We start from the raw sequence: 19,949 nt of genomic DNA, 5'->3' as shown, positions 1-19,949 counted from the left end.
TCATGAAGAAGAACTTCCTCGCCCTGGCATTCGGCGCCGCGCTGTGCGCCCTGGCGGGCACCGCCGCCGCGCAGGCCGAGCCCGGCCTGACCGACAAGACCATCAGGATCGGCATGTTCTCGCCGATGTCGGGTGCGTCGATGAACTACGGCTTCGACGTCATCAACGCCGCGAAGATGTACTACGACAAGGTCAACAAGGAAGGCGGCGTGAACGGCCGCAAGATCGAGCTCGTGGTGGAGGACGACCGCTGCAACGCCAACGACCTGCTGGCCGCGGTCAAGAAGCTCACCGAGCAGGACCAGGTGTTCCTGCTCAACGGCGGCTCCTGCTCGGCCGCCGTGGTCGGCGCGCGCGAATACGTCGAGCGCGCGAAGATTCCGCTGGTGATGCTCAACGCCTCGGGCGACGGCGCGCTGTATCCGCCTTCCAAGTACATCTACGGCGCGTTCTCGATCTCGCAGCATGCGGTCGGCGGCTCGATGGTGCAGTTCGCGAGCGAGCACCTGAAGGCGAAGAAGATCGGCTACATCAACCACGACGACGCCTACGGCGGCTGGAACCTCGAGTCGGCCCAGGCGCAGGCCAAGGCGCTCGGCGGCGTCGACCTGCAGGTGCAGTCGGTCAACCCGAACATCACCGACGTCACGGCGCCGATGCTCAAGATCAAGGCCGCCAACCCCGACGTGCTGCTGCTCACCACCTACGCGCGGCCCGTGAGCCTGATCGTCAAGCGCGCCTTCGAGCTCGGCTTCAACAAGCCGATCGTGCTCGCCGTGAACTCCACCGCCGACCTCAAGCAGCTGGTGGAGAACGTGGGCAACAAGGACGCCTTCAAGAACGTCTACATCCAGGAAGTGCTGGCCGACGTGCCCGGCGGCCCCAAGCTCAAGTGGGTCTACGACATGTACAAGGCGGCCTATCCCGAGCTGGCCGCCAAGCCCGGCTATCCGCAGACCTACATGCCCTACGGCATTCCCTCGGCCATGGCGGTGGTCAATGCGCTGAAGGCGGCCGGCCCCAGCCCCACGCGCGAGAAGGTGCTCACGGCGTTGTCGACCATGAAGTTCGACTCCGGCGTGATGGCCGGGCCGATCGAGTTTGGCCCCGACGACCGCGCGGCGCAGGAGGCGGCCATCTACATCAAGTTCGACGCAACCAACATGACGCTCGTGCCCGGCAGCTACAAGAGCGTGTGGAAGTACAAGCCCTGAGGGCGGCTGCGATCCCATGAGCCTTTCCGACATCTGGCTGTTCGTGCAGCAGGGCGTGCTGTCCGGCATCGTCACCGGCAGCGTCTACGCGCTGCTCGCGGTGGCGATCGTCATGGTCTTCAAGACCACCGACGTGCCGAACTTCTCGCAGGGCGAGATCTTCATGGCCGGCGGCTACCTCGCGCTGTTCCCGCTGGTGGTGTGGGGCTGGCCCTACTGGGGCGCGGTGCTCGCGAGCCTCGCGGTCACGGCGCTCGTGGCCGCGCTGTTCCAGCGCGTGGTGATGCAGCGCGTGACCGCCTCGCGCGGCGTCGGCGTGCAGCTCGTGATCGCCACGCTGGGCTTCGCCTACCTGCTCAAGGGCCTGGTGCGCAAGACCGGGCTGGGCGACACGCCGCGCTCGCTGCCCTCGCTGGTGCCGCAGGACCCGATCACCATCGGCCAGGCCTCGCTCACGCTGCTCGACCTCGCGATCTTCGGCACCGCCGTGGTGGTGATGGTGCTGCTGTACCTGATGTTCACGCGCACCCGCACCGGCCAGGCCATGCGCGCGGTCGGCATGAACCCGCGCGGCGCGCAGATCGTGGGCGTGAAGCTGGGCACCATCCGCATGAAGATCTGGGCCCTGACCGGGCTGCTCTCGGCCATCGCGGCGCTGCTGATCACGCCCAAGATCCTGATCACGCCCGACATCGGCCACATCGCGATCCTGGCCTACGCGGCCGCCATCGTCGGCGGCTTCACCAGCCTGCCGGGCGCGGTGGTCGGCGGCTTCGTCATCGGCATCGTCGAGAACCTGGTGGGGCTGTTCATCTCGTCCAACGCCATCGTGGTCGCACCCTTCGTCGCGATCATGGTGGTGCTGCTGGTGCGGCCGCAGGGCCTGTTCGGCGGCAAGCCGCAGGTGAAGAAGGTATGAGCATGCAGACGACTTCTCCCTGGTGGGATCGCGGCGTGCTGATCGCCATGGCCGTGGTGCTCGCGGTGCTGCCCTTCGCGGCCAGCGGCTACGTGCTGTACGTGGTCAACCTGCTGATGGTGTTCAGCGTGCTCGCGCTCGGCATGCACCTGGTGATCGGCGAGACCGGCCAGTTCGCGCTCTCGCACGCGGCCTTCTTCGGCATCGGCATCTACACGGCCGGGCTCATCAACAACCAGTGGCAGCCGCCGTTCGTGGTGTCGATCCTCGCGGGCGCGCTGCTCGCGGCCGCGCTGGGCTGGGTCATCGGCCTCTTGGCGCTGCGCATGCGCGACATCTACCTGGCGCTCGCCACCTTCGCCTTCGGCGAGGCGATGCAGTGGGTGTTCCTCAACTGGGAGCAAGTGACCAACGGCTCGAACGGCCTGCAGATGAAGCCGGCCGCGCTCGGCGGCCTGCGGCTGATGAACGACCTGCAGGCCTATCCCTTCGTGGTCGCGATCGCGGCGCTGATGCTGTGGCTCACGGTGGCGCTGTCGCGCTCGCGGCTGGGCTCGTCGTTCCGCGCGGTGCGCGAGAGCGACGTGGCGGCGATCGCGATGGGCGTGAACACGCGCGCGGTCAAGGTCACGGCCTTCGTGCTGTCGGCCGCCTTCGCGGGCGTGGCCGGCGGCATGTACACGCTGTTCACCTCCTTCATCCATCCCGAGAGCCTGGGCTTCCAGACCACGATCCTGATCCTCACCATGGTGGTGGTCGGCGGGCTGGGCTCGGTGCGCGGCGCGGTGGCGGGCGCCATCGTGTTCGGCCTGGCCTCGGAGCTGCTGCGCCAGGCACCGTCCTACCAGGAGATCATCTACGGCGGCATCCTGATGCTGTTCATGATGTTCCTGCCCAAGGGCATGGCCTCGTTGTTCGCGGCACGCAAGGCCACGCGCCGCGCGGCCCCGGCGGGAGGCGCGCGATGAGCACGACCAATGCCACCGCTTTCCTCGACGTGCGCGACATCAGCGTGGTGTTCGGCGGCCTCAAGGCGGTCAACGGCCTGTCGTTCCAGGTCGAGCAGGGCCGCATCCATGCGCTGATCGGGCCCAACGGCGCCGGCAAGTCGACCACCTTCAACTGCATCTCGCGCTTCTACACGCCCAGCAGCGGCAGCGTCGTCTTCGAGGGCCGCGAGCTCACGCGCGTGTCGCCCTACCGCATGGCCTCGCTGGGCATCGCGCGCACCTTCCAGAACCTGGAACTGTTCGCCGAACTCTCGGTGCTCGAGAACGTGCTGCTCGGCACCCATGCGCGCGGCACCGGCACGCTGGGCCGGCTGCTGCGCCGCCCCGACCGCGAGACCGAGGACTTCGCGCTGCACCTGCTCGAGCGCGTGGGCCTGGCCGACGAGCGTCACCAGCCCGCGCGCGACCTCGACTTCGGCCGCCAGAAGCTGCTCGAGCTGGCGCGCGCGCTGGCCATCCGCCCCAAGCTGCTGCTGCTCGACGAGCCCGCGGCCGGCCTGCGCAACCGCGAGATCGAGAGCCTGGACCGGCTGCTCAAGGAGCTGGTGGCGCGCGACGGCATCACGGTGCTGCTGGTCGAGCACGTGATGCAGCTCGTGATGTCGATCTCGGACCGCATCACCGTCATGGCCTTCGGCGAGAAGATCGCCGAGGGAACGCCCGCGCAGATCGGCAGCGACGCGCGCGTGATCGAGGCCTATCTGGGCAAGGGAAGTGCAAAGGGGGCCGCGCATGGCTGAATCGCTGTTGTCGTTGCGCGCCATCTCGGCCGCCTACGGCCGCATCCAGGCGCTGAGCCATGTCTCGGTCGACGTGCCCGAGGGCGAGATCGTCGCGCTGCTCGGCAGCAACGGCGCGGGCAAGACCACCACGCTCAACTGCATCTCGAACATCGTCGACTGCACCGAGGGTGAGGTGCGGCTGGCCGGCGAGCGCATCGACCGGCTGGGCTCCGACGCGCTGGTCCAGCGCGGCATCGTGCAGGTGCCCGAGGGCCGGCAGGTGTTCCGCGACATGAGCGTGCGCGAGAACCTCGACCTGGGCGCCTACCTGCGGCGCGACCGCGCGGGCATCCGCAATGACCTCGAGGCCGTGTACGCGATGTTCCCGCGCCTCAAGGAGCGCCAGGGCCAGATGGCGGCCACGCTCTCGGGCGGCGAGCAGCAGATGCTCGCGATCGGCCGCGCCGTGATGGCGCGCCCGCGCGTGATGCTGTTCGACGAGCCCTCGATGGGCCTGTCGCCGCTGCTGGTGGAGCAGATGTTCGAGATCATCGAGCGGCTGCACCGCGAACAGAAGATCACCATCCTGCTGGTCGAGCAGAACGTGCAGCTCGCGCTCGCGGTGTCGAGCTACGGCTACATCCTCGAGAACGGCGAGATCTCGCTGCACGGCCCCGCCGCGCAGCTGGCCAACGACGAGGCCGTGCGCCGCGCCTACCTCGGCGTCTGAACGGCGCCGCTTTCGCAAAGGAATTCCCATGCTTCTGAAGGACAAGCTCTCGCTCGTCACGGGCGCCGCGCGCGGCCTCGGCGAGGCCATCGCGCGCCGCATGGCGGCCGAAGGCGCGCACGTGCTGGTGGTCGACCGCGACCTCGAGCCCGCGCAACGGGTGGCCGCCTCGATCCGCGCCGCGGGCGGGCGCGCCGATGCCGACAGCGTCGACGTCGGCGACGCGGCGGCGGTCGACGCGCTCGCCGCGCGCATCGCCGCGGCGCATGGCGACATCGACGTGCTGGTGAACAACGCCGGCATCTCCGCGCGCTCGAAGTTCGACGAGCCCGGCGCGCGCGAGGCCTGGGACCGCGTGCTGTCGGTCAACCTGCAGGGCGTGTTCAACGTGACGCAGGCCTTCGTGCCCGCGCTCAAGCGCACGCACGGCAGCATCGTCAACCTGACGTCGATCGTGGCCTTCGGCGCGGGCATCTCCTCGGCCGGCTACGTGGTGGCCAAGGGCGGCGTGCGTTCGCTCACGCAGGTGCTGGCGCGCGACCTCGCGCCCTGGGGCGTGCGCGTGAACGCGGTGGCGCCCGGCCTCATGGTGACCGACATGACGGCCGGCCAGCGCGAGACCGAGCACGGCACCGACTGGTACATGAGCCGCGTGCTCACCAAGCGCCACGGCGAGGCCGACGAGATCGCCGGGCCGGTGGTCTTCCTCGCCTCCTCGATGGCCAGCTACGTCAATGGCGTGGTGCTGCCGGTCGACGGCGGCTACCTCGCGGCCTGAGCGCCGCTTCGACGGAACAACGATGAACAACAGCAGTGAAGAAGACAAGCCGCTGGTCCTGGTGACCGGCGGCGCCAGCGGCATGGGCCGCGCCATCGTCGAGCGCCTGGCGCGCGACGGCTGGCGCGTGGTGATGGCCGACTACAACGGCGCGCTGGCCGAGCGCGAGACCCAGGTGCTGCGCGCCGCCGGCCTCGATGTCGACTACCGCGCCATCGACCTGACCGACGAGGCCGCGGTGCGCGCGATGGTGCAGTCGCTGCCGCCGCTCGCCGCGCTGGTGAACAACGCCGGCATCTTCGACGAGCGCGCCTTCATGGACGTGAGCTCGGCCGACTTCCGCCGCATGTACGAGGTGAACCTGCTCGCGGTGGCCACGCTCACGCAGGAGGCCGCGCGCAAGATGGCCGACGGTGCGCGCATCGTCAACATCGCCTCGCGCGCCTACCTGGGCGCGAAGAACCATCCGCACTACGTGGCCTCGAAGGCCGCGCTGGTGGGCTACACGCGCGCCAGCGCGATGGAGCTCGCGCCGCGCGGCATCCTGGTGAACGCGATCGCGCCGGGCCTGATCGACACGCCGCTGCTGCGCGCGCTCACGCCCGAGCGCCGCGCCGCGCAGCTCGCGCTGCAGCCCACGGGCGCGGCCGGCCGGCCCGAGGACATCGCGCAGGCCGTGGCCTTCTTCGCCTCGCCGGCCACCGGTTTCGTCACGGGCCAGGTGCTGTTCGTCGACGGCGGCAAGTCGCTCGGCGGCTCGGGGGCGTGATGGCGCCATCGCAGGAGAAGACCGAGTACGACGTGGTCGTGATCGGCAGCGGCGCGGGCGGGCTCGCGGCCGCGCTGACGGCGAAGCTCGAGGGCCTCGACGTGCTGGTGATCGAGAAGACCGACCGCATCGGCGGCTCGACCGCGATCTCGGGCGGCGCGGTGTGGGTGCCGCTCAACGACCAGGCCGAGGCCGCGGGCCATCCCGACACGCCCGAGAAGGCGCTGACCTACCTGCGCAACACGGTGGGCGCGGCCGGCGACGAGGCGCTGCGCCATGCCTTCCTCGAGGCCGGGCCGCGCGCGCTGCGCTACCTGCGCGAGCGCACCGACGTGCAGCTCGCCGCGCGCACCTACTCGCCCGACTACCACCCCGACCGCGAGGGCGCCGCGATGGGCGGCCGCTCGCTCGATCCGATCGAGTTCGACGGCCGGCTGCTCGGCCCGCACTTCCGCACCCTGCGCGATCCGCTGCCCGAGTTCTGCGTGCTCGGCGGGATGATGGTCAACATGACCGACGTGAAGCACCTGCTCGCGGTCACGCGCTCGTTCGCGTCGTGGAAGCACGGCATGAAGCTGGTGCTGCGCTACTTCGCCGACCGCCTGGGCGGCCACCACCGCGGCACGCGGCTGCTGCTGGGCAATGCGCTCGCGGGGCGGCTGTTCCACGGGCTGCTGAAGGAGAAGATCCCGTTCTGGATCGAGACGCCCGCGCTGGCGCTCGAACAGGATGCGGGCGGTGCCGTGACCGGCGTGCGCGTGAAGCGCGATGGCCGCGAGATCGTGCTGCAGGCGCGGCGCGGCGTGGTGGTCGCGACCGGCGGCTTTCCGTGGAATGCGCAGATGCGCGCCGAGCACTATCCCGCACCGACCGGGCCCTACTCGATGTCGCCGCAGGGCAATGTCGGCGAGGGCATCGCGATGGCGCGGCAGGCCGGCGGCGTGCTCGGCACCGACCACACGGGCCCGGCGCTGTGGGCACCGGTGTCGATGATGAAGCGCCCCGACGGCAGCATGCTGCGCTATCCGCACCTGGTGTGGGACCGCGCCAAGCCCGGGCTGATCGCGGTCGATGCGCGCGGCGAGCGCTTCGTCAACGAGTCGACTTCGTACCACGAGTTCGTGCGCGGCATGTACCAGGCCAACGAGGCCGGCACGAGCGTTCCGGCGCTGCTGGTGTGCGACAGCGACTTCATGGAAAAGTGGGGCCTGGGCCTCGCGCTGCCGGGCGGGCGCTCGCGCGAGCACCTGGTGCGCGCCGGCTACCTGTACCGCGCCGACACGCTCGAGGCACTGGCACGCCAGGCCGATGTCGACCCCGACGGCCTCGCGCGCACCGTGGCCGCGTTCAACCCACCGGCCGCGCGCGGCGAGGACCCGGCCTTCGGCAAGGGCAGCACGGCCTACAACCGCTACCTCGGCGACCCCGAGCACCAGCCCAATGCCTGCGTGGCGCCGGTCGCGAAGGCGCCGTTCTACGCGGTCAAGGTCTATCCCGGCGACATCGGCACGGCCCTGGGCGTGCGCGCCGATGGCCATGCGCGCGTGCTCGATGCGCGCGGCACGCCGATCGCGGGCCTGTACGTGGCCGGCAACGACATGCACTCGGTGATGGGGGGCGAGTATCCTGCGCCCGGCATCACGCTGGGACCGGCCCTGACCTTCGGCTGGGCCGCCGGCATGCACCTGGCCCATGGCCATGACGAACACGCCTGACCCCACCCACTTCACATCCATCATGAAGATCTTCTATTCCCCCGCTTCCCCCTTCGTGCGCAAATGCATGGTCGTCGCGCACGAGCTCGGCATCGCCGAGCGCATCGAGCGCCTGCCGAGCGCGGCCGGCCCGGTGAAGCGCGACGCGACCATCCTGCCGACCAACCCGCTGGGCCAGGTGCCGACCTTCCTCACCGACGATGGCCAGGCGCTGTTCGACAGCCGCGTGATCTGCGAGTACCTCAACGACCAGCAGGGCGGCACGCTGTTCCCCGCCTCGGGCAAGGCGCGCTGGGCACGCCTCACCGAACTCTCGCTGGCCGACGGCATGACCGCCGCCGCGCTGCTCGCGCGCTACGAGAACGTGCTGCGTCCGCAGGAATTCCGCTGGGCCGACTGGACCGACGGCCAGCTCGCGAAGGTGCGCACGGGGCTCGAATGGCTCGAGAAGGAAGCGGCCGGATTCGGTGAACGTGTGGACATCGGGACCATCGCCTTCGGCTGTGCGCTGGGGTACATGGACTTCCGGTTTCCGGATGTGGATTGGCGTGCTCAGGCGCCTCGCAGCGCTGAGTGGTTCGAGGCGTTCAATCGGCGGGCTTCGATGCAGGCTACGTTGCCTACGGCTTGAGTTTTTTGCGGGTGGGGCGGGCTCACGCCGATGGGGTACTCCCCTCCGCGAATGTCCCCCGCCTTCGGCTCCTCCTTTATTTCGCTGCGGGGAGTACCCCATCGACGCGCGCCTGGACGCAGCGGTTGTTGAACCGCCGGCACCACCGCAGCGCCTCTCGTGCACAGGGCAGTGGGTGCTTCCCGCAGCGAAATCAAGGAGGAGCCCGAAGGGCGGGGGACATTCGCGGAGGGAAGTACCCGATGCCCTGTGCACGCGCCCCGAACAAAAAAAGCCCAGCTTGGCAAAGCCGAAGATTCCTTGGCTAAATGCGACCCTCCGCAAGAAACCAAGGACCCCGAATGTCTTCTGAGCAAAAAAAGGTAGCCATCGTCACCGCAGGCGGCAGCGGCATGGGCGCCGCCGCGGCCCGCAAGCTCGCGCAGGACGGTTTTCGCGTCGCCATCCTCTCCTCCTCGGGCAAGGGCGAGGCCCTCGCGAAGGAGCTGGGCGGCATTGGCGTGACCGGCTCCAACCAGTCGAACGACGACCTCAAGACACTCGTCGACCGCGTCATCGCCGAGTGGGGCCGCATCGACGTGCTCGTCAACAGCGCCGGCCACGGCCCGCGCGCGCCCATTCTGGAAATCACCGACGACGACTGGCACCGCGGCATGGACGTCTACCTGCTGAGCGCCGTGCGCCCCAGCCGCCTCGTCACGCCGCACATGGTCAAGCAGGGGGGCGGCGCCATCATCAACATCTCGACCTTCGCCGCCTTCGAACCCGATCCCGTGTTTCCGACCTCGGGCGTGTTCCGCGCCGGCCTCGCCGCCTTCACCAAGCTCTTCGCCGACCAGTATGCGGAGCACAACGTGCGCATGAACAACGTGCTGCCCGGCTTCATCGACAGCCTGCCCGAGAAGGAAGTGTTCCGCGAACGCATCCCCATGGGACGTTATGGCCGCAGCGACGAGATCGCCGCCACCATCGGCTTTCTCGCTTCCGATGGCGCGGGCTACATCACCGGCCAGAACCTGCGCGTCGACGGGGGCATCACGCGCTCCGTCTGAGGCCGTCATGGGCGCTGCCTACAATCGGCGCCCATGTGCCCGAGGACGTCCCGCCATCCCAACAAGCTTCGCGCGGACGTCCTTCTCTTCAGCCGGCATGCCCGCCGGCGCGCCTCCTGCTATGCGCTCGCTCGCATCGCGCGCGACAGCCAGTCCCGGCAATCGGGCTGCTCGCGGCTGACTCCCCCTTGAGCCTGGCGCATTGAATGAAGCGCGGCGGCAGCGCCCGCCGCTTTCTCCCTTGCGCCGCCAGCCGGCGCGATGCCTTCCAACGTCCCGCGATGCCTTGCCGGCACGCGGGCTGCTTTCCGTTTTTTTCCATGTCTTCCCGCTACAGCCGCCTGCGCACCGAGTGGTGCCCGAGCATTCCGCGCGAACTGATGGCCGGCGCCGTCGCCACCTTCGCGCTCATTCCCGAGGTCATCGCCTTTTCCTTCGTTGCCGGCGTCGACCCCGCGGTGGGCCTGTTCGCCTCCTTCGTCATCGGCATCGTCATCGCCTTCACCGGCGGGCGCCCCGCCATGGTCTCGGCCGCGGCCGGATCGGTGGCGCTGGTGGCCGCGCCGCTGGTGCATGCGCACGGCCTGGCCTATCTGCTCGCGGCCGGCCTGCTCGCGGGCGCGATGCAGATCGTCTTCGGGCTGCTGCGCCTGGGCGTGCTGATGCGCTTCGTCTCGTCGTCGGTGCGCACCGGCTTCGTCAACGCCCTCGCGATCCTGATCTTCGCGGCGCAGATGCCGCACTTCATCGGCGCCAACGCCGCTACCTGGGCGATGGTCGGCCTCGGGCTCGCGGTCATCTACCTGCTGCCGCGCCTCACCACCGCGGTGCCCTCGCCGCTGGTGTGCATCGTGGTGGTCACGCTCGCGGGCCAGTGGCTGGGCCTGCCGCTCAAGACCGTGGCCGACCTCGGCCAGCTGCCCGATGCCTTGCCCATGTTCGCGCTGCCGGCCGTGCCGCTGACCCTCGAGACGCTGCGCATCATCGCCTTGCCCGCCTTCGCCATCGCGATGGTCGGCCTGCTCGAATCGATGATGACCGCGAGCGTGGTCGACGAACTCACCGACACCCCGAGCTCGAAGAACCGCGAGTGCGGCGGCCTCGGCCTCGCGAACGTGGCGGCCAGCTGCTTCGGCGGCATCGCGGGCTGCGGAATGATCGGCCAGACCGTGAGCAACGTGCGCTACGGCGGCCGCGGCCGGCTCTCGACCCTGTTCGCCGGGGCCTTCCTGCTGATCCTCATGGTGCTGCTCAAGCCCTGGGTGTCGCAGGTGCCGGTGGCGGCGCTGGTCGCGATCATGGTGATGGTCTCGGCCTCGACCTTCGACTGGGGCTCGCTGCGCACGCTGGTGCGCCATCCGCGCCTGTCGAGCGTCGTGATGCTCGCCACCGTGGCCGTCACCGTCGCCACCGACAACCTGGCCGCGGGCGTGGGCATCGGCGTGCTGCTCAGCGGCGTCTTCTTCACCTTCAAGGTGGCGCGGCTGCTGCGGGTGCAGGGGCGGCAGGACGAAGAGGGCGCCTGGCGCTTCGCCGTGAGCGGCCAGGTCTTCTTCGCCTCGGCCGACATGCTGGTCGATGCCTTCGACGTGCGCGAGATCGACGGCGCGCCGGTGAGTATCGACGTCTCGCAGGCCCACTTCTGGGACGTGACCGCCGTGGCGGCGCTGCGCAAGGTGGTCGAGCGGCTGCGCAAGCACGGCAGCGCGGTCGACGTGAGCGGCATGAACCAGGCCAGCCGCGACCTCGTGCTGCGGCTCGACGCGGCGCCGGAGTGAGCCGGCTCAGGCTTCGGCGGCCGCCTCGGCGCGCACCTGGCTGCGAAAGCGCCCCGGGCTCTCGCCCACCGCGCGCCGGAAGGCCGCGCTGAAGGCCGTCTCCGACTGGTAGCCCACGCGCTCGGCGATGCGCGCGATGCCCTCGTCGCCGTGCCGCAGCGCATGGCGCGCCACCGTCATGCGCCAGCCGCCGAGATAGTCGAGCGGCGTCGAGCCTGTCAGCGCCTTGAAGCGCAGCGCGAAGGCCGTGCGCGACATGCTGGCCGTCCGCGCCAGGCGCTCCACCGTCCAGGGCTGTGCGATGTCGGCATGCATGCGCGACAGCGCGGTGCCGATGCGCGCATCGGTCATCGCGCCGAGCCAGCCCTCGGGCTGCGGCGCGTTCGCGAGATGCACGCGCAGCGCCTGCACCAGCACCAGCGCCGCGAGGTTGGTGCGCGCCAGCGTCGAGCCCGGGCGCAGCTCGGCCGTCTCCCAGCCCATCAGGTCGAGCAGGCCCACGAGCGGCCGCGCGCCCGGATCGCTCGCGCGCAGGTGGATCAGCGGCGGCAGGTGGCGCAGCAGCAGTTCGCCGGCCTCGCCCGAGAGCGCGAAGCGCCCGCTCGCGAGCACCACGCGCGTCGCGTCGCTCGCATCCAGCCCGTCGTGGCGCAGCACCCCGTCGGGGCCGCGCTGCTCGCGGCTCAGGCGCGTGCCGTCCTGCAGCGGCCCGGGCGGATCGCTCGCGGCCGAGAAGGGCAGGCCGTTGGTCAGCAGGAAGAAGTCGCCGGCCTCCAGCATCACCGGCGCGGCCGCGCCGTCGACCTGGATGCGGAAGCGCCCCTCGAGCACGCAGCCCAGCTTGATGTGCGAGGCGTAGTGCCCGTAGCGGAAGGCCCAGCGGCCGCGCGCCTCGAAGCGCGACGAGAGCGTGCTGCTCACCGTGAGCATGGCGAGCACATCGGACAAGGGATCCATGATTCTGTACGAATGAATAGGAAATGAGTGCTGATGATTATTCAATCATTCAGCCCGACGCGCGACCATCGGGGCATGTCCTCCTCGAACGCTCCAGTTTTCCGTCACGCCGTCGTGCTGGGCCTGCTCACCACCATCGGCCCCTTCGCCATCGACATGTACCTGCCCGCGCTGCCCGCCATCGGGCGCGCGCTGGGCGCCGATCCGCATGCGATGCAGGCCAGCCTGATGGCTTTCTTCATCGCGGTCGGCGCCGGCCAGCTGGTCGCGGGCCCGCTGTCGGACATGTTCGGCCGCCGCCGGCCGATGGTCGCGGGCCTCGTGCTGTTCATGCTCGCCAGCATCGGCTGCGCCTTCGCGCCCGACGCGGGCGTGCTGGTCGCGCTGCGCTTCGTGCAGGGGCTCGGCGCCTGCGCCTGCATGGTCACGCCGCGCGCCGTGGTGCGCGATCTGTACACCGGGCCCGAGGCGGCGCGGATGATGTCGCTGCTGCTGATGGTCTACAGCGTGTCGCCGATCCTCGCGCCGCTGGCCGGCAGCCTCGTGGCCGAGAGCCTGGGCTGGCGCGCCGTGTTCGTCGCCGTTGCCGCCGTCGGACTCGCGGGCCTCGCGATGCTGCTGGGCCTGCTGCCCGAGACCCGGCCCGCCACCGCGCGGCTGTCGAGCAACTTCCGCAGCGCCATGGCCGGCTACGGCGTGCTGCTGCGCGACCGCCATTTCATGGCACTGGCCTTCATGGCCTCGTTCACCGTCTCGAGCTTCTTCGTCTACGTGGCCAACTCGCCCTTCGTGATGAGCACGCACTTCGGCGTCTCGCCGCGCATGTACGCGGTGCTGTTCGCGCTCAATGCCGTGTCTCTGCTCGCGCTGTCGCAGGCCAACGGCCGGCTGGTGGCGCGCTTCGGCATCCGGCGCGTGCTGCGCACCGCGGTGATCGCGCAGGCCGCCACCATCGGGCTGCTGCTGGTGCTCACGCTCGCGGGTGTGGACCGGCTCTTCGTGCTGGTGGCGCTGCTGATGATCGGCTTCGGCCTCAACGGCCTGATCGTGCCCGGGGCCTTCGTGCTCGCGATGGAAGGCCATGCCGCGCTCGCGGGCACGGCCTCGGCATTGATCGGCACGATGAACTTCGCGGGCGGCGCGGTGATGGTGGCGCTGGTCGCGCCGTTCGCCGACGGCACGCCGCTGCCGATGGTGGTGGGCATCGCCGGCTGCGCGGCGGTCGTGCTGACGCTGGCCTTGCGCACCCTGCCGCCGGTGCGGCGCGTGCCCGGTGTCATGCAGGGGTTCTAAGTGATTGCCCCGTGAGCAAGGTGCGGCCTTGGGCCTAGCCTTTGCGCGTTCCGTCGGCGCCCGATGGACCGGAAAGGCTCCCATGGACATCCCCGCCCCGGTGCTCGACAGCATGCAGCGCACCCTCCAGTCCTACGAGGCGTCCGCGCGCGACTACGACGCGATCGTGGCGGACCATCCGCCGCCCGAGATCGAGGACGCGCTGCGCCGCATGGTGGCGTGCATGCCCGCGGGCGGCAGCGTGCTCGAGGTCGGCTCGGGCACGGGGCGCGATGCCGACTTCGTCGAGTCCCTGGGCGTGAGCGTGCGGCGCACCGATGCCACGCAGGCCTTTCTCGACCTGCAGGCCGAGCGCGGCAAGCAGGGCGCGCTGCTCAACGTGGTCACCGACCCGCTGGGCGGGCCCTACGACGCCATTCTCGCGATGGCCGTGCTGATCCATGTCGATCGCGCGCAGATCGCGCCGGTGCTGCGCAAGGTGTTCGACGCGCTCGCGCCCGGCGGCGTCTTCCTCGCGGGCATGCGCATCGGCGAGGGCGAGACCAACGGCGATTACCAGACCGTGTACTGGGACCGCGACCGGTTCGCCGCGCAGCTCGCGGCGACCGGGCTGCGACTGGATTGGGAGCGGCAGTGGATCGGCCGCGAGGACGTGCGCTGGGCCAGCTTCCTGGCCTGCCGTCCGCGCGGATAAGGAAGACCTACACGCCCAGGTAGCGCGTCCACAGCGAACGGTCGGCATCGAGCGCGGCCGAGTCGCCCTGCCACACCACGCGCCCGCGCTCGAGGATCACGTGCCGGTCGGCCAGCGGCAGCAGGCGCTGCACGTACTTGTCGACCACCAGGATCGCCTCGCCCTCGGACTTGAGCGTGGCGATGCAGTGCCAGATCTCCTCGCGGATCACGGGCGCCAGGCCTTCGGTGGCCTCGTCGAGGATCAGGAGGCGCGGATGCGTGGACAGCGCGCGCGCGATCGCCAGCATCTGCTGCTCGCCGCCCGAGAGCTGGTTGCCCGCGTTGGCCTTGCGCTCCGCGAGGCGCGGGAACAGGCCGTAGAGCGCCTCGACGGTCCAGCGCGGCGCGCTGCCGGGGCGCGGGCGCGCGAAGGCGCGCAGGTGCTCGTCGACGCTGAGATTGGGGAACACGTGCCGGCCCTCGGGCACGATGGCCACGCCGCGGCGCGCGATGGCGTCGGGCTTGTGACCACCGATGGCCGCGCCGCCGAAGCGCAGCTCGCCGCGCATCGGCGCGAGCATGCCGGTGATGACCTTGAGCAGGGTGCTCTTGCCCATGCCGTTGCGGCCCAGCAGCGCGAGCACCTCGCCCGCGCCGATGCGCAGGTCGATGCCGAACAGCACCTGGCTGGCGCCGTAGCCCGCTTCGATGGCCTTGGCCTCGAGCAATGTCGTCGAACTCATGCGTGACCTTCCGCTTCGGTGCCCAGGTAGACCGCCTGCACGTCGGGATGCCCGCGCACCTCGTCGGCCGTGCCGCTCATCAGCACGCGGCCCTGCACCAGCACCGTGAGCCGGCTGGCGAGGCGGAACACGGCGTCCATGTCGTGCTCGATCAGCAGGATCGCCATCGAGGCGCGCAGCGACTCGATCAGGTCCACCATGCGAGCCGACTCGTCGGGGCCCATGCCGGCCATCGGCTCGTCGAGCAGCAGCAGCTTGGGTTCGGCCGCGAGCGCGAGGGCCACGTCGAGTGCGCGCTGCGCGCCGTGCGGCAGCGTGCCGGCGATGCGGTCGCGCTCGCGCGCCAGACCCACGCGCTCGGCCAGCGCGGCGGCGCGGTCGGCCAGGTCCTTCTCGCGCGAGCGCGGCGCGAGGAAGCGCAGGCTGCTGCCCGCGTGCGCCTGCGCGGCCAGCATCAGGTTGTCGTGCACCGTGTCCTTGGCGAACACGCGCGTGACCTGGAAGCAGCGCGACATGCCCGCGGCCACGCGCTGGTGGTCCTTGAAGCCGGTGATGTCCTTCTCGTCGAGCAGGATGCGGCCCGCATCGGCCTTGAGCAGGCCGGTGATGAGATTCACCAGCGTGGTCTTGCCCGCGCCGTTGGGGCCGATCAGCGCATGCACTTCGCCGCGCTCCACCGTGAGGCTCACATGGTCGGTCGCCAGCAGGCCGCCGAAGCGCTTGACCAGTCCTTCGATCCTGAACAGGCTCATGGCGTGGCCTTTGCAAGCGGTGCGCGGCGGCGCGACAGCGCGGCCAGTCCCTGGGGCGCCCACAGGGCGACGGCGATCAGCAGCAGGCCCAGCGGCATGTGCCAGTGTTCGGTGTGCTGCTTGAGCGCCTCCTCGAGCAGCAGCCACACGGCGGCACCCACCGGCCCGCCCCAGCTGCGGCCGAGGCCGCCGATCACGACCATCACCAGCAGCGTGGCCGACTGCGTCCAGTGCATGGTGGCCGGGCTCACGAAGCCGTTGCCGCCCGCGAGCAGCGCGCCCGCCAGGCCGGCGATGGCGCCCGCGATCGCGAAGGCCGCGAGCTGCAGCCGGAACACCGGGTAGCCGAGCGCGCGCATGCGCGTCTCGTTGTCGCGGATGCCCATCAGCGCATGGCCGAAGCGCGACTGCGTGGCGCGCTGCAGCCACCACAGCGCGAGCGCCACCAGCGCCAGCACCACCCAGTAGAAGTTGCTCTCGTTGCCGAGGTCGAGGCCCGGCAGCAGGGTGGGGCGGCTCATCAGCGTGTAGCCGTCGTCGCCGCCGTACTTGCGCAGCGAGACCGCGACGAAGTACAGCATCTGCGCGAAGGCCAGCGTGGTCATGATGAAGTAGACGCCGCGCGTGCGCAGCGCCACCGTGCCGATCAGCGCGGCGGCCAGGCCGGCGGCCACCACGGCCGCGGGCCACAGCACCCAGGCCGAGGTCGTGCCGGCGTCGCTGAGAGCCACCACCGTGTAGGCACCCACGCCGATGAAGCCCGCATGGCCGAGCGCGACCATGCCGCCGAAGCCGAGGATGAAGTTGAGGCTGGCCGCGGCCAGCGCGACGATCAGCACGCGGCGCACGAAGCCGATGTAGAACTCGAGGCCGAACAGCGGTGCGATCAGGGGAAAGGCCGCGAGCAGCAGCAGGAGCAGCCCGAGGCCGATGTGACGGGTTTTCATGCGCGTGCCGAGAAGAGGCCCGAGGGCCTGAAGAGAAGGACCGCCACCATCAGCGCGTACATCGCGACCTCTGCCACCAGCGGGCCGAGGTCGGCCGCGGTGGCCGGCGGCAGCGTGGCGCGCAGCAGCATCGGCACGAAGGCGCGGCCGATGGTGTCGACGATGCCCACCAGCAGCGCGGCCACGAAGGCGCCGCGCACCGAGCCGATGCCGCCGATCACCAGCACCACCAGCGCCGGGATCAGGATCTGTTCGCCCATGCCGACCTGCACCGCGACGATCGGGCCCATCAGCGCGCCGGCCAGCGCGGCGAGTGCCGCGCCGAGCAGGAACACGCCGTTGAAGATGCGGCCCACGCGCACGCCCATCAGTTCGGCCATCGGCCGGTCGGAAGCGCCCGCGCGCACCCGCATGCCGATGCGCGTGTGGTTCACCAGCAGGTAGAGCGCCAGCGCGACCAGCATGCCGCCGACCAGGATCACGAGCCGGTACGAGGGATAGGGCAGGCCGTCCATCAGCTCGACCGGGCCCGAGAGCGCGGCGGGCGTCGGCGCCATCACCGGCGACGGGCCCCAGATCATCTTGACCAGGTCGTCGGCCACCAGGATCACGCCGAAGGTCGCGAGCACCTGCGCGAGGTGGTCGCGCGTGTAGAGGCGGCGCATCAGCAGCACCTCGAGCAGCAGCGCCACCACCACGGTGACCGCCACCGCGATGACGATGGCCGCGGCGAACGAGCCGGTGCGCGTGTGCGCCTCTGCCGCGACGTAGGCGCCGGCCATGAACAGCGAACCGTGCGCGAGGTTCAGCACGTCCATGATGCCGAACACCAGCGTGAGGCCCGCGGCCAGCAGGAACAGCATCAGGCCGTAGCCGAGGCCGTTGAGCAGCTGCTCGAGAACGAGGATGGGGGTCATTGGATGAGAGTGGAATGCGGGCAGCCGTACGCGAAGGGCGCGAAGGTTTCGCGAAGGACGCGAAAGAAAACCTCGAAAGTTTTCCCCTGTCTCTTTCGCGTCCTTCGCGGATTCTTCGCGTCCTCTGCGTCCGGAAGTTCGGGAATCCGAATGGCGCGGGCGCCGCTTACTTCATCGGGCACTTGTCGGCGTAGCTGTCGCCGTAGTTGGTCAAGACGGTGTTGATCAGCTTGTTCGTGACCTTGCCCTGCGCATCCTTGCCGATCACGCGCAGGTAGAAGTTCTCGATGGGGTAGTGGTTGTTGGCGTACTTGAAGTTGCCGCGCGTCGAGGCGTAGTTGGCTTTCTTGAGCGCCGCGATCACGGCCTCGCGGTTCTGCGCGTTGCCGCCGGCCTGCTTCACGGCGGCGTCCATCGCGAGGATGGCGTCGTAGGCCTGCGCGGCGTAGACCGACGGGTAGCGGCCGTTGTATTCCTTGCGGAACGCGGCCACGAAGGCCTTGTTGGCGGCGTTGTCGAGGTCGTGCGCCCAGTGCGAGGTGTTGAACAGGCCCAGCATCGGCTCGCCCACGGCGCCGATCACGTCCTCGTCGGCCGAGAAGCCGCTGGTGACCAGCGTGATGTCCTTCGACAGGCCCGCGCCCACGAACTGCTTGATGAAGTTGATGCCCATCGCGCCGGGCAGGAAGAAGTAGATCGAGTCGGGCTTGGAGGCGCGCAGCTGCGCGAGCTCGGCCGCGTAGTCGATCTGGCCGAGCTTGGTGTAGAGCTCGTCGGCCACCTGGCCCTTGAACTGGCGCTTGAAGCCGCCGAGCGCGTCCTTGCCCGCGGGATAGTTGGGCGCGATCAGCACGATCTTCTTGAAGGCACGGTCCTGCGCGAACTTGCCGGCGGCCTCGTGGAACTGGTCGTTCTGGTAGGCGGTGCCGAAGAAGTAGGCATTGCATTGCGCGCCCGCGAACTGGCTCGGGCCGGCGTTGGCCGAGAGGTAGGGCACCTTGGCGTTGAACAGCGTCGGGCCGACGGCCAGCGCCACGTTGGAGCCGATCGGGCCGCTGAACAGGTCGATCTTGTCGCGCTGGATCATGCGGTCGACCAGCTGCTTGGCCTGGTCGGGGCTGCCGGCCATGTCGGCCTGCACGAACTCCACCTCCTGCCCTCCGAGCTTGCCGCCCAGCTGCTTGATGCCGAGCGCGAAGCCGTCGCGCGCCTCGGCGCCCAGCGCCGCGAACGGGCCCGAGATGTCGAGCGCGAGGCCGACCTTGACCGGCGCGGCCATGGCCGAGGCCGCGGCGCCGCACAGCAGCAGCGAAAGCAGGGTGCGCGGCAGCGCGGACGATTTCGGGGACGGTTGGCTCATCGGGTTCTCCGGCAGGGATGGGGGTGAAACGGCATCGAACCGTTGATAGCTAAATACTTTAGCCGTAAACAATTCGGTGTCAACGGTGCTAGCACGAATGGTGCCAGTGGCCGCCTCGTGCGCGGCCCCGATGTCCCCAAAAAAAGAAGCGGCATCGACCTGGATCGATGCCGCCTGCGATGCCCTCGAAGAGGGCGCGGCGCCTGCGTGGTGCGCCGCTTTCCTCGCGCCGATCAGCCGAAGGGGCTGGCCGTCGCGAACCACAGGCCGATGCCGGTGGCGATGATGAAGGCCCCGTCGGTCACGCCCGCGACCAGGAAGAACTTGGTCTGCAGCGTGTCGACCATCTCGGGCTGGCGCGTCGTGCCTTCGAGGAACTTCTGCCCCACCAGCGCGATGCCGATGCACGAACCCAGTGCCGCGATGCCGATCAGCAGGGCGACCGCGAGGGGGAGGATGTTGAAGCCGTTCATGGTGCTTTCTCCAGTGGTTGATGCCTGGACGTACTGTCTCGCATCGACTGCACCGGGTCCATGACCTCGCGGGTCATGCGCGCGCGGCGATCGCTCAGGTCCGCGCGGCGCGCGAGGGCCACAGCACCGAGGCGATCGCCACCATCATCAGCGCCACCGCCACCCAGTCCTGCCAGTGCACCGCCTCGCCGAGCCACACGGCGCCGCTGAACACGCCGAGCACCGGGATGAACATCACGCTGAGCGTGGAGGCCACGGGCGGCAGCCCGCGCGCGAGATAGAACCACGCCGCGTGCGCGAAGCCGAAGATCAGCACCGCGTTGTAGAGGATCGAACCCCAGGTCACGCTGCCGGGCCAGCGCCACTGGTCGCGTTCGAACAGCGCCGACAGCACCGTCATCACCACCGCGGTGAGCGCCGTCATCCAGAACGAGAGCGTGAGCGTCGGCAGCCCGATGCGCGTGTGGCGCAGCAGTTGCGTGCCCAGCGCCCAGGTGGGGGGGGCGCCCCGCCC

Annotated in this window: 21 protein-coding genes; 13 read left to right on the top strand and 8 right to left on the bottom strand. The window is 70.0% G+C overall.

Annotated elements, in window-relative coordinates:
• Window positions 1-2: 2 nt before the first annotated feature.
• The 11 genes from ACODT0_RS25540 (at window position 3) to ACODT0_RS25490 (ending at window position 11,318) form a co-directional block, all read left to right on the top strand.
• Window positions 3-1,214 (top strand): ABC transporter substrate-binding protein, encoded by a 1,212-nt coding sequence (locus ACODT0_RS25540; protein ID WP_489042602.1) that lies wholly within the window; start codon window positions 3-5, stop codon window positions 1,212-1,214.
• Window positions 1,215-1,230: 16 nt separating this feature from the next.
• The gene (locus ACODT0_RS25535; RefSeq protein WP_057594695.1) at window positions 1,231-2,133 is read left to right on the top strand and encodes a branched-chain amino acid ABC transporter permease; all 903 of its coding nucleotides are present in this window, start codon (window positions 1,231-1,233) and stop codon (window positions 2,131-2,133) included.
• A gap of 2 nt (window positions 2,134-2,135) precedes the next feature.
• Window positions 2,136-3,101: a branched-chain amino acid ABC transporter permease gene (locus tag ACODT0_RS25530; RefSeq protein ID WP_057594711.1), complete on the top strand. Its 966-nt coding sequence runs from the start codon at window positions 2,136-2,138 to the stop codon at window positions 3,099-3,101.
• A complete protein-coding gene (locus tag ACODT0_RS25525; RefSeq protein ID WP_296739604.1) occupies window positions 3,098-3,883 on the top strand; it encodes an ABC transporter ATP-binding protein in 786 nt (261 codons plus the stop codon). The genes ACODT0_RS25530 and ACODT0_RS25525 overlap by 4 nt, the downstream gene beginning before the upstream one ends.
• Window positions 3,876-4,595 (top strand): ABC transporter ATP-binding protein, encoded by a 720-nt coding sequence (locus ACODT0_RS25520; RefSeq protein ID WP_057594693.1) that lies wholly within the window; start codon window positions 3,876-3,878, stop codon window positions 4,593-4,595. Before ACODT0_RS25525 ends, ACODT0_RS25520 begins: the two co-directional genes overlap by 8 nt.
• Before the next feature lie 28 nt (window positions 4,596-4,623).
• Window positions 4,624-5,373 (top strand): SDR family NAD(P)-dependent oxidoreductase, encoded by a 750-nt coding sequence (locus tag ACODT0_RS25515; RefSeq protein WP_489042601.1) that lies wholly within the window; start codon window positions 4,624-4,626, stop codon window positions 5,371-5,373.
• 22 nt (window positions 5,374-5,395) lie between these two features.
• Window positions 5,396-6,142 (top strand): SDR family NAD(P)-dependent oxidoreductase, encoded by a 747-nt coding sequence (locus ACODT0_RS25510; protein WP_296739599.1) that lies wholly within the window; start codon window positions 5,396-5,398, stop codon window positions 6,140-6,142.
• Complete coding sequence (locus ACODT0_RS25505; protein WP_489042600.1) at window positions 6,142-7,857, top strand: FAD-dependent oxidoreductase; 1,716 nt, start codon at window positions 6,142-6,144, stop codon at window positions 7,855-7,857. The genes ACODT0_RS25510 and ACODT0_RS25505 overlap by 1 nt, the downstream gene beginning before the upstream one ends.
• A gap of 22 nt (window positions 7,858-7,879) precedes the next feature.
• Window positions 7,880-8,488, top strand: coding sequence for a glutathione S-transferase (locus tag ACODT0_RS25500; protein WP_057594709.1), 609 nt, complete (start codon window positions 7,880-7,882; stop codon window positions 8,486-8,488).
• Window positions 8,489-8,829: 341 nt separating this feature from the next.
• Complete coding sequence (locus tag ACODT0_RS25495) at window positions 8,830-9,540, top strand: SDR family oxidoreductase (RefSeq protein WP_057594690.1); 711 nt, start codon at window positions 8,830-8,832, stop codon at window positions 9,538-9,540.
• Window positions 9,541-9,860: 320 nt separating this feature from the next.
• Window positions 9,861-11,318 (top strand): SulP family inorganic anion transporter, encoded by a 1,458-nt coding sequence (locus ACODT0_RS25490; RefSeq protein ID WP_489042599.1) that lies wholly within the window; start codon window positions 9,861-9,863, stop codon window positions 11,316-11,318.
• A 6-nt stretch (window positions 11,319-11,324) separates the two neighbouring features.
• On the opposite strand, the gene ACODT0_RS25485 is transcribed toward ACODT0_RS25490, so the two are convergent.
• Window positions 11,325-12,275, bottom strand: a complete 951-nt coding sequence (locus tag ACODT0_RS25485) for a cupin domain-containing protein (protein ID WP_489042598.1) — start codon at window positions 12,273-12,275, stop codon at window positions 11,325-11,327.
• A gap of 75 nt (window positions 12,276-12,350) precedes the next feature.
• Between ACODT0_RS25485 and ACODT0_RS25480 the strand changes: the two genes are divergently transcribed.
• Window positions 12,351-13,568 (top strand): multidrug effflux MFS transporter, encoded by a 1,218-nt coding sequence (locus ACODT0_RS25480; protein WP_489042597.1) that lies wholly within the window; start codon window positions 12,351-12,353, stop codon window positions 13,566-13,568.
• 82 nt (window positions 13,569-13,650) lie between these two features.
• Window positions 13,651-14,262, top strand: coding sequence for a class I SAM-dependent DNA methyltransferase (locus tag ACODT0_RS25475; protein WP_479670984.1), 612 nt, complete (start codon window positions 13,651-13,653; stop codon window positions 14,260-14,262).
• 7 nt (window positions 14,263-14,269) lie between these two features.
• On the opposite strand, the gene ACODT0_RS25470 is transcribed toward ACODT0_RS25475, so the two are convergent.
• The 7 genes from ACODT0_RS25470 to ACODT0_RS25440 form a co-directional block, all read right to left on the bottom strand.
• A complete protein-coding gene (locus tag ACODT0_RS25470; protein WP_057594686.1) occupies window positions 14,270-14,971 on the bottom strand; it encodes an ABC transporter ATP-binding protein in 702 nt (233 codons plus the stop codon).
• 11 nt (window positions 14,972-14,982) lie between these two features.
• Complete coding sequence (locus tag ACODT0_RS25465; protein ID WP_057594685.1) at window positions 14,983-15,738, bottom strand: ABC transporter ATP-binding protein; 756 nt, start codon at window positions 15,736-15,738, stop codon at window positions 14,983-14,985.
• Complete coding sequence (locus ACODT0_RS25460; RefSeq protein ID WP_489042596.1) at window positions 15,735-16,685, bottom strand: branched-chain amino acid ABC transporter permease; 951 nt, start codon at window positions 16,683-16,685, stop codon at window positions 15,735-15,737. Before ACODT0_RS25460 ends, ACODT0_RS25465 begins: the two co-directional genes overlap by 4 nt.
• Entirely contained in the window at window positions 16,682-17,602 is a 921-nt protein-coding gene (locus tag ACODT0_RS25455; RefSeq protein WP_057594683.1) for a branched-chain amino acid ABC transporter permease, read from the bottom strand. The genes ACODT0_RS25460 and ACODT0_RS25455 overlap by 4 nt, the downstream gene beginning before the upstream one ends.
• Window positions 17,603-17,768: 166 nt before the next feature.
• Window positions 17,769-18,962, bottom strand: a complete 1,194-nt coding sequence (locus tag ACODT0_RS25450; RefSeq protein WP_261212392.1) for an ABC transporter substrate-binding protein — start codon at window positions 18,960-18,962, stop codon at window positions 17,769-17,771.
• A gap of 233 nt (window positions 18,963-19,195) precedes the next feature.
• A complete protein-coding gene (atpE, locus tag ACODT0_RS25445; RefSeq protein ID WP_057594681.1) occupies window positions 19,196-19,435 on the bottom strand; it encodes a F0F1 ATP synthase subunit C in 240 nt (79 codons plus the stop codon).
• 94 nt (window positions 19,436-19,529) lie between these two features.
• Window positions 19,530-19,949, bottom strand: a 420-nt coding sequence (locus ACODT0_RS25440; protein WP_489042595.1) for an EamA family transporter, incomplete at its 5' end; no start/stop codon positions are given.

It is taken from the genome of Variovorax sp. FG153 (assembly GCF_057809595.1).
The sequence above is the reverse complement of the archived record's forward strand: the minus strand, read 5'-3'. Positions and strand labels throughout refer to the sequence as shown.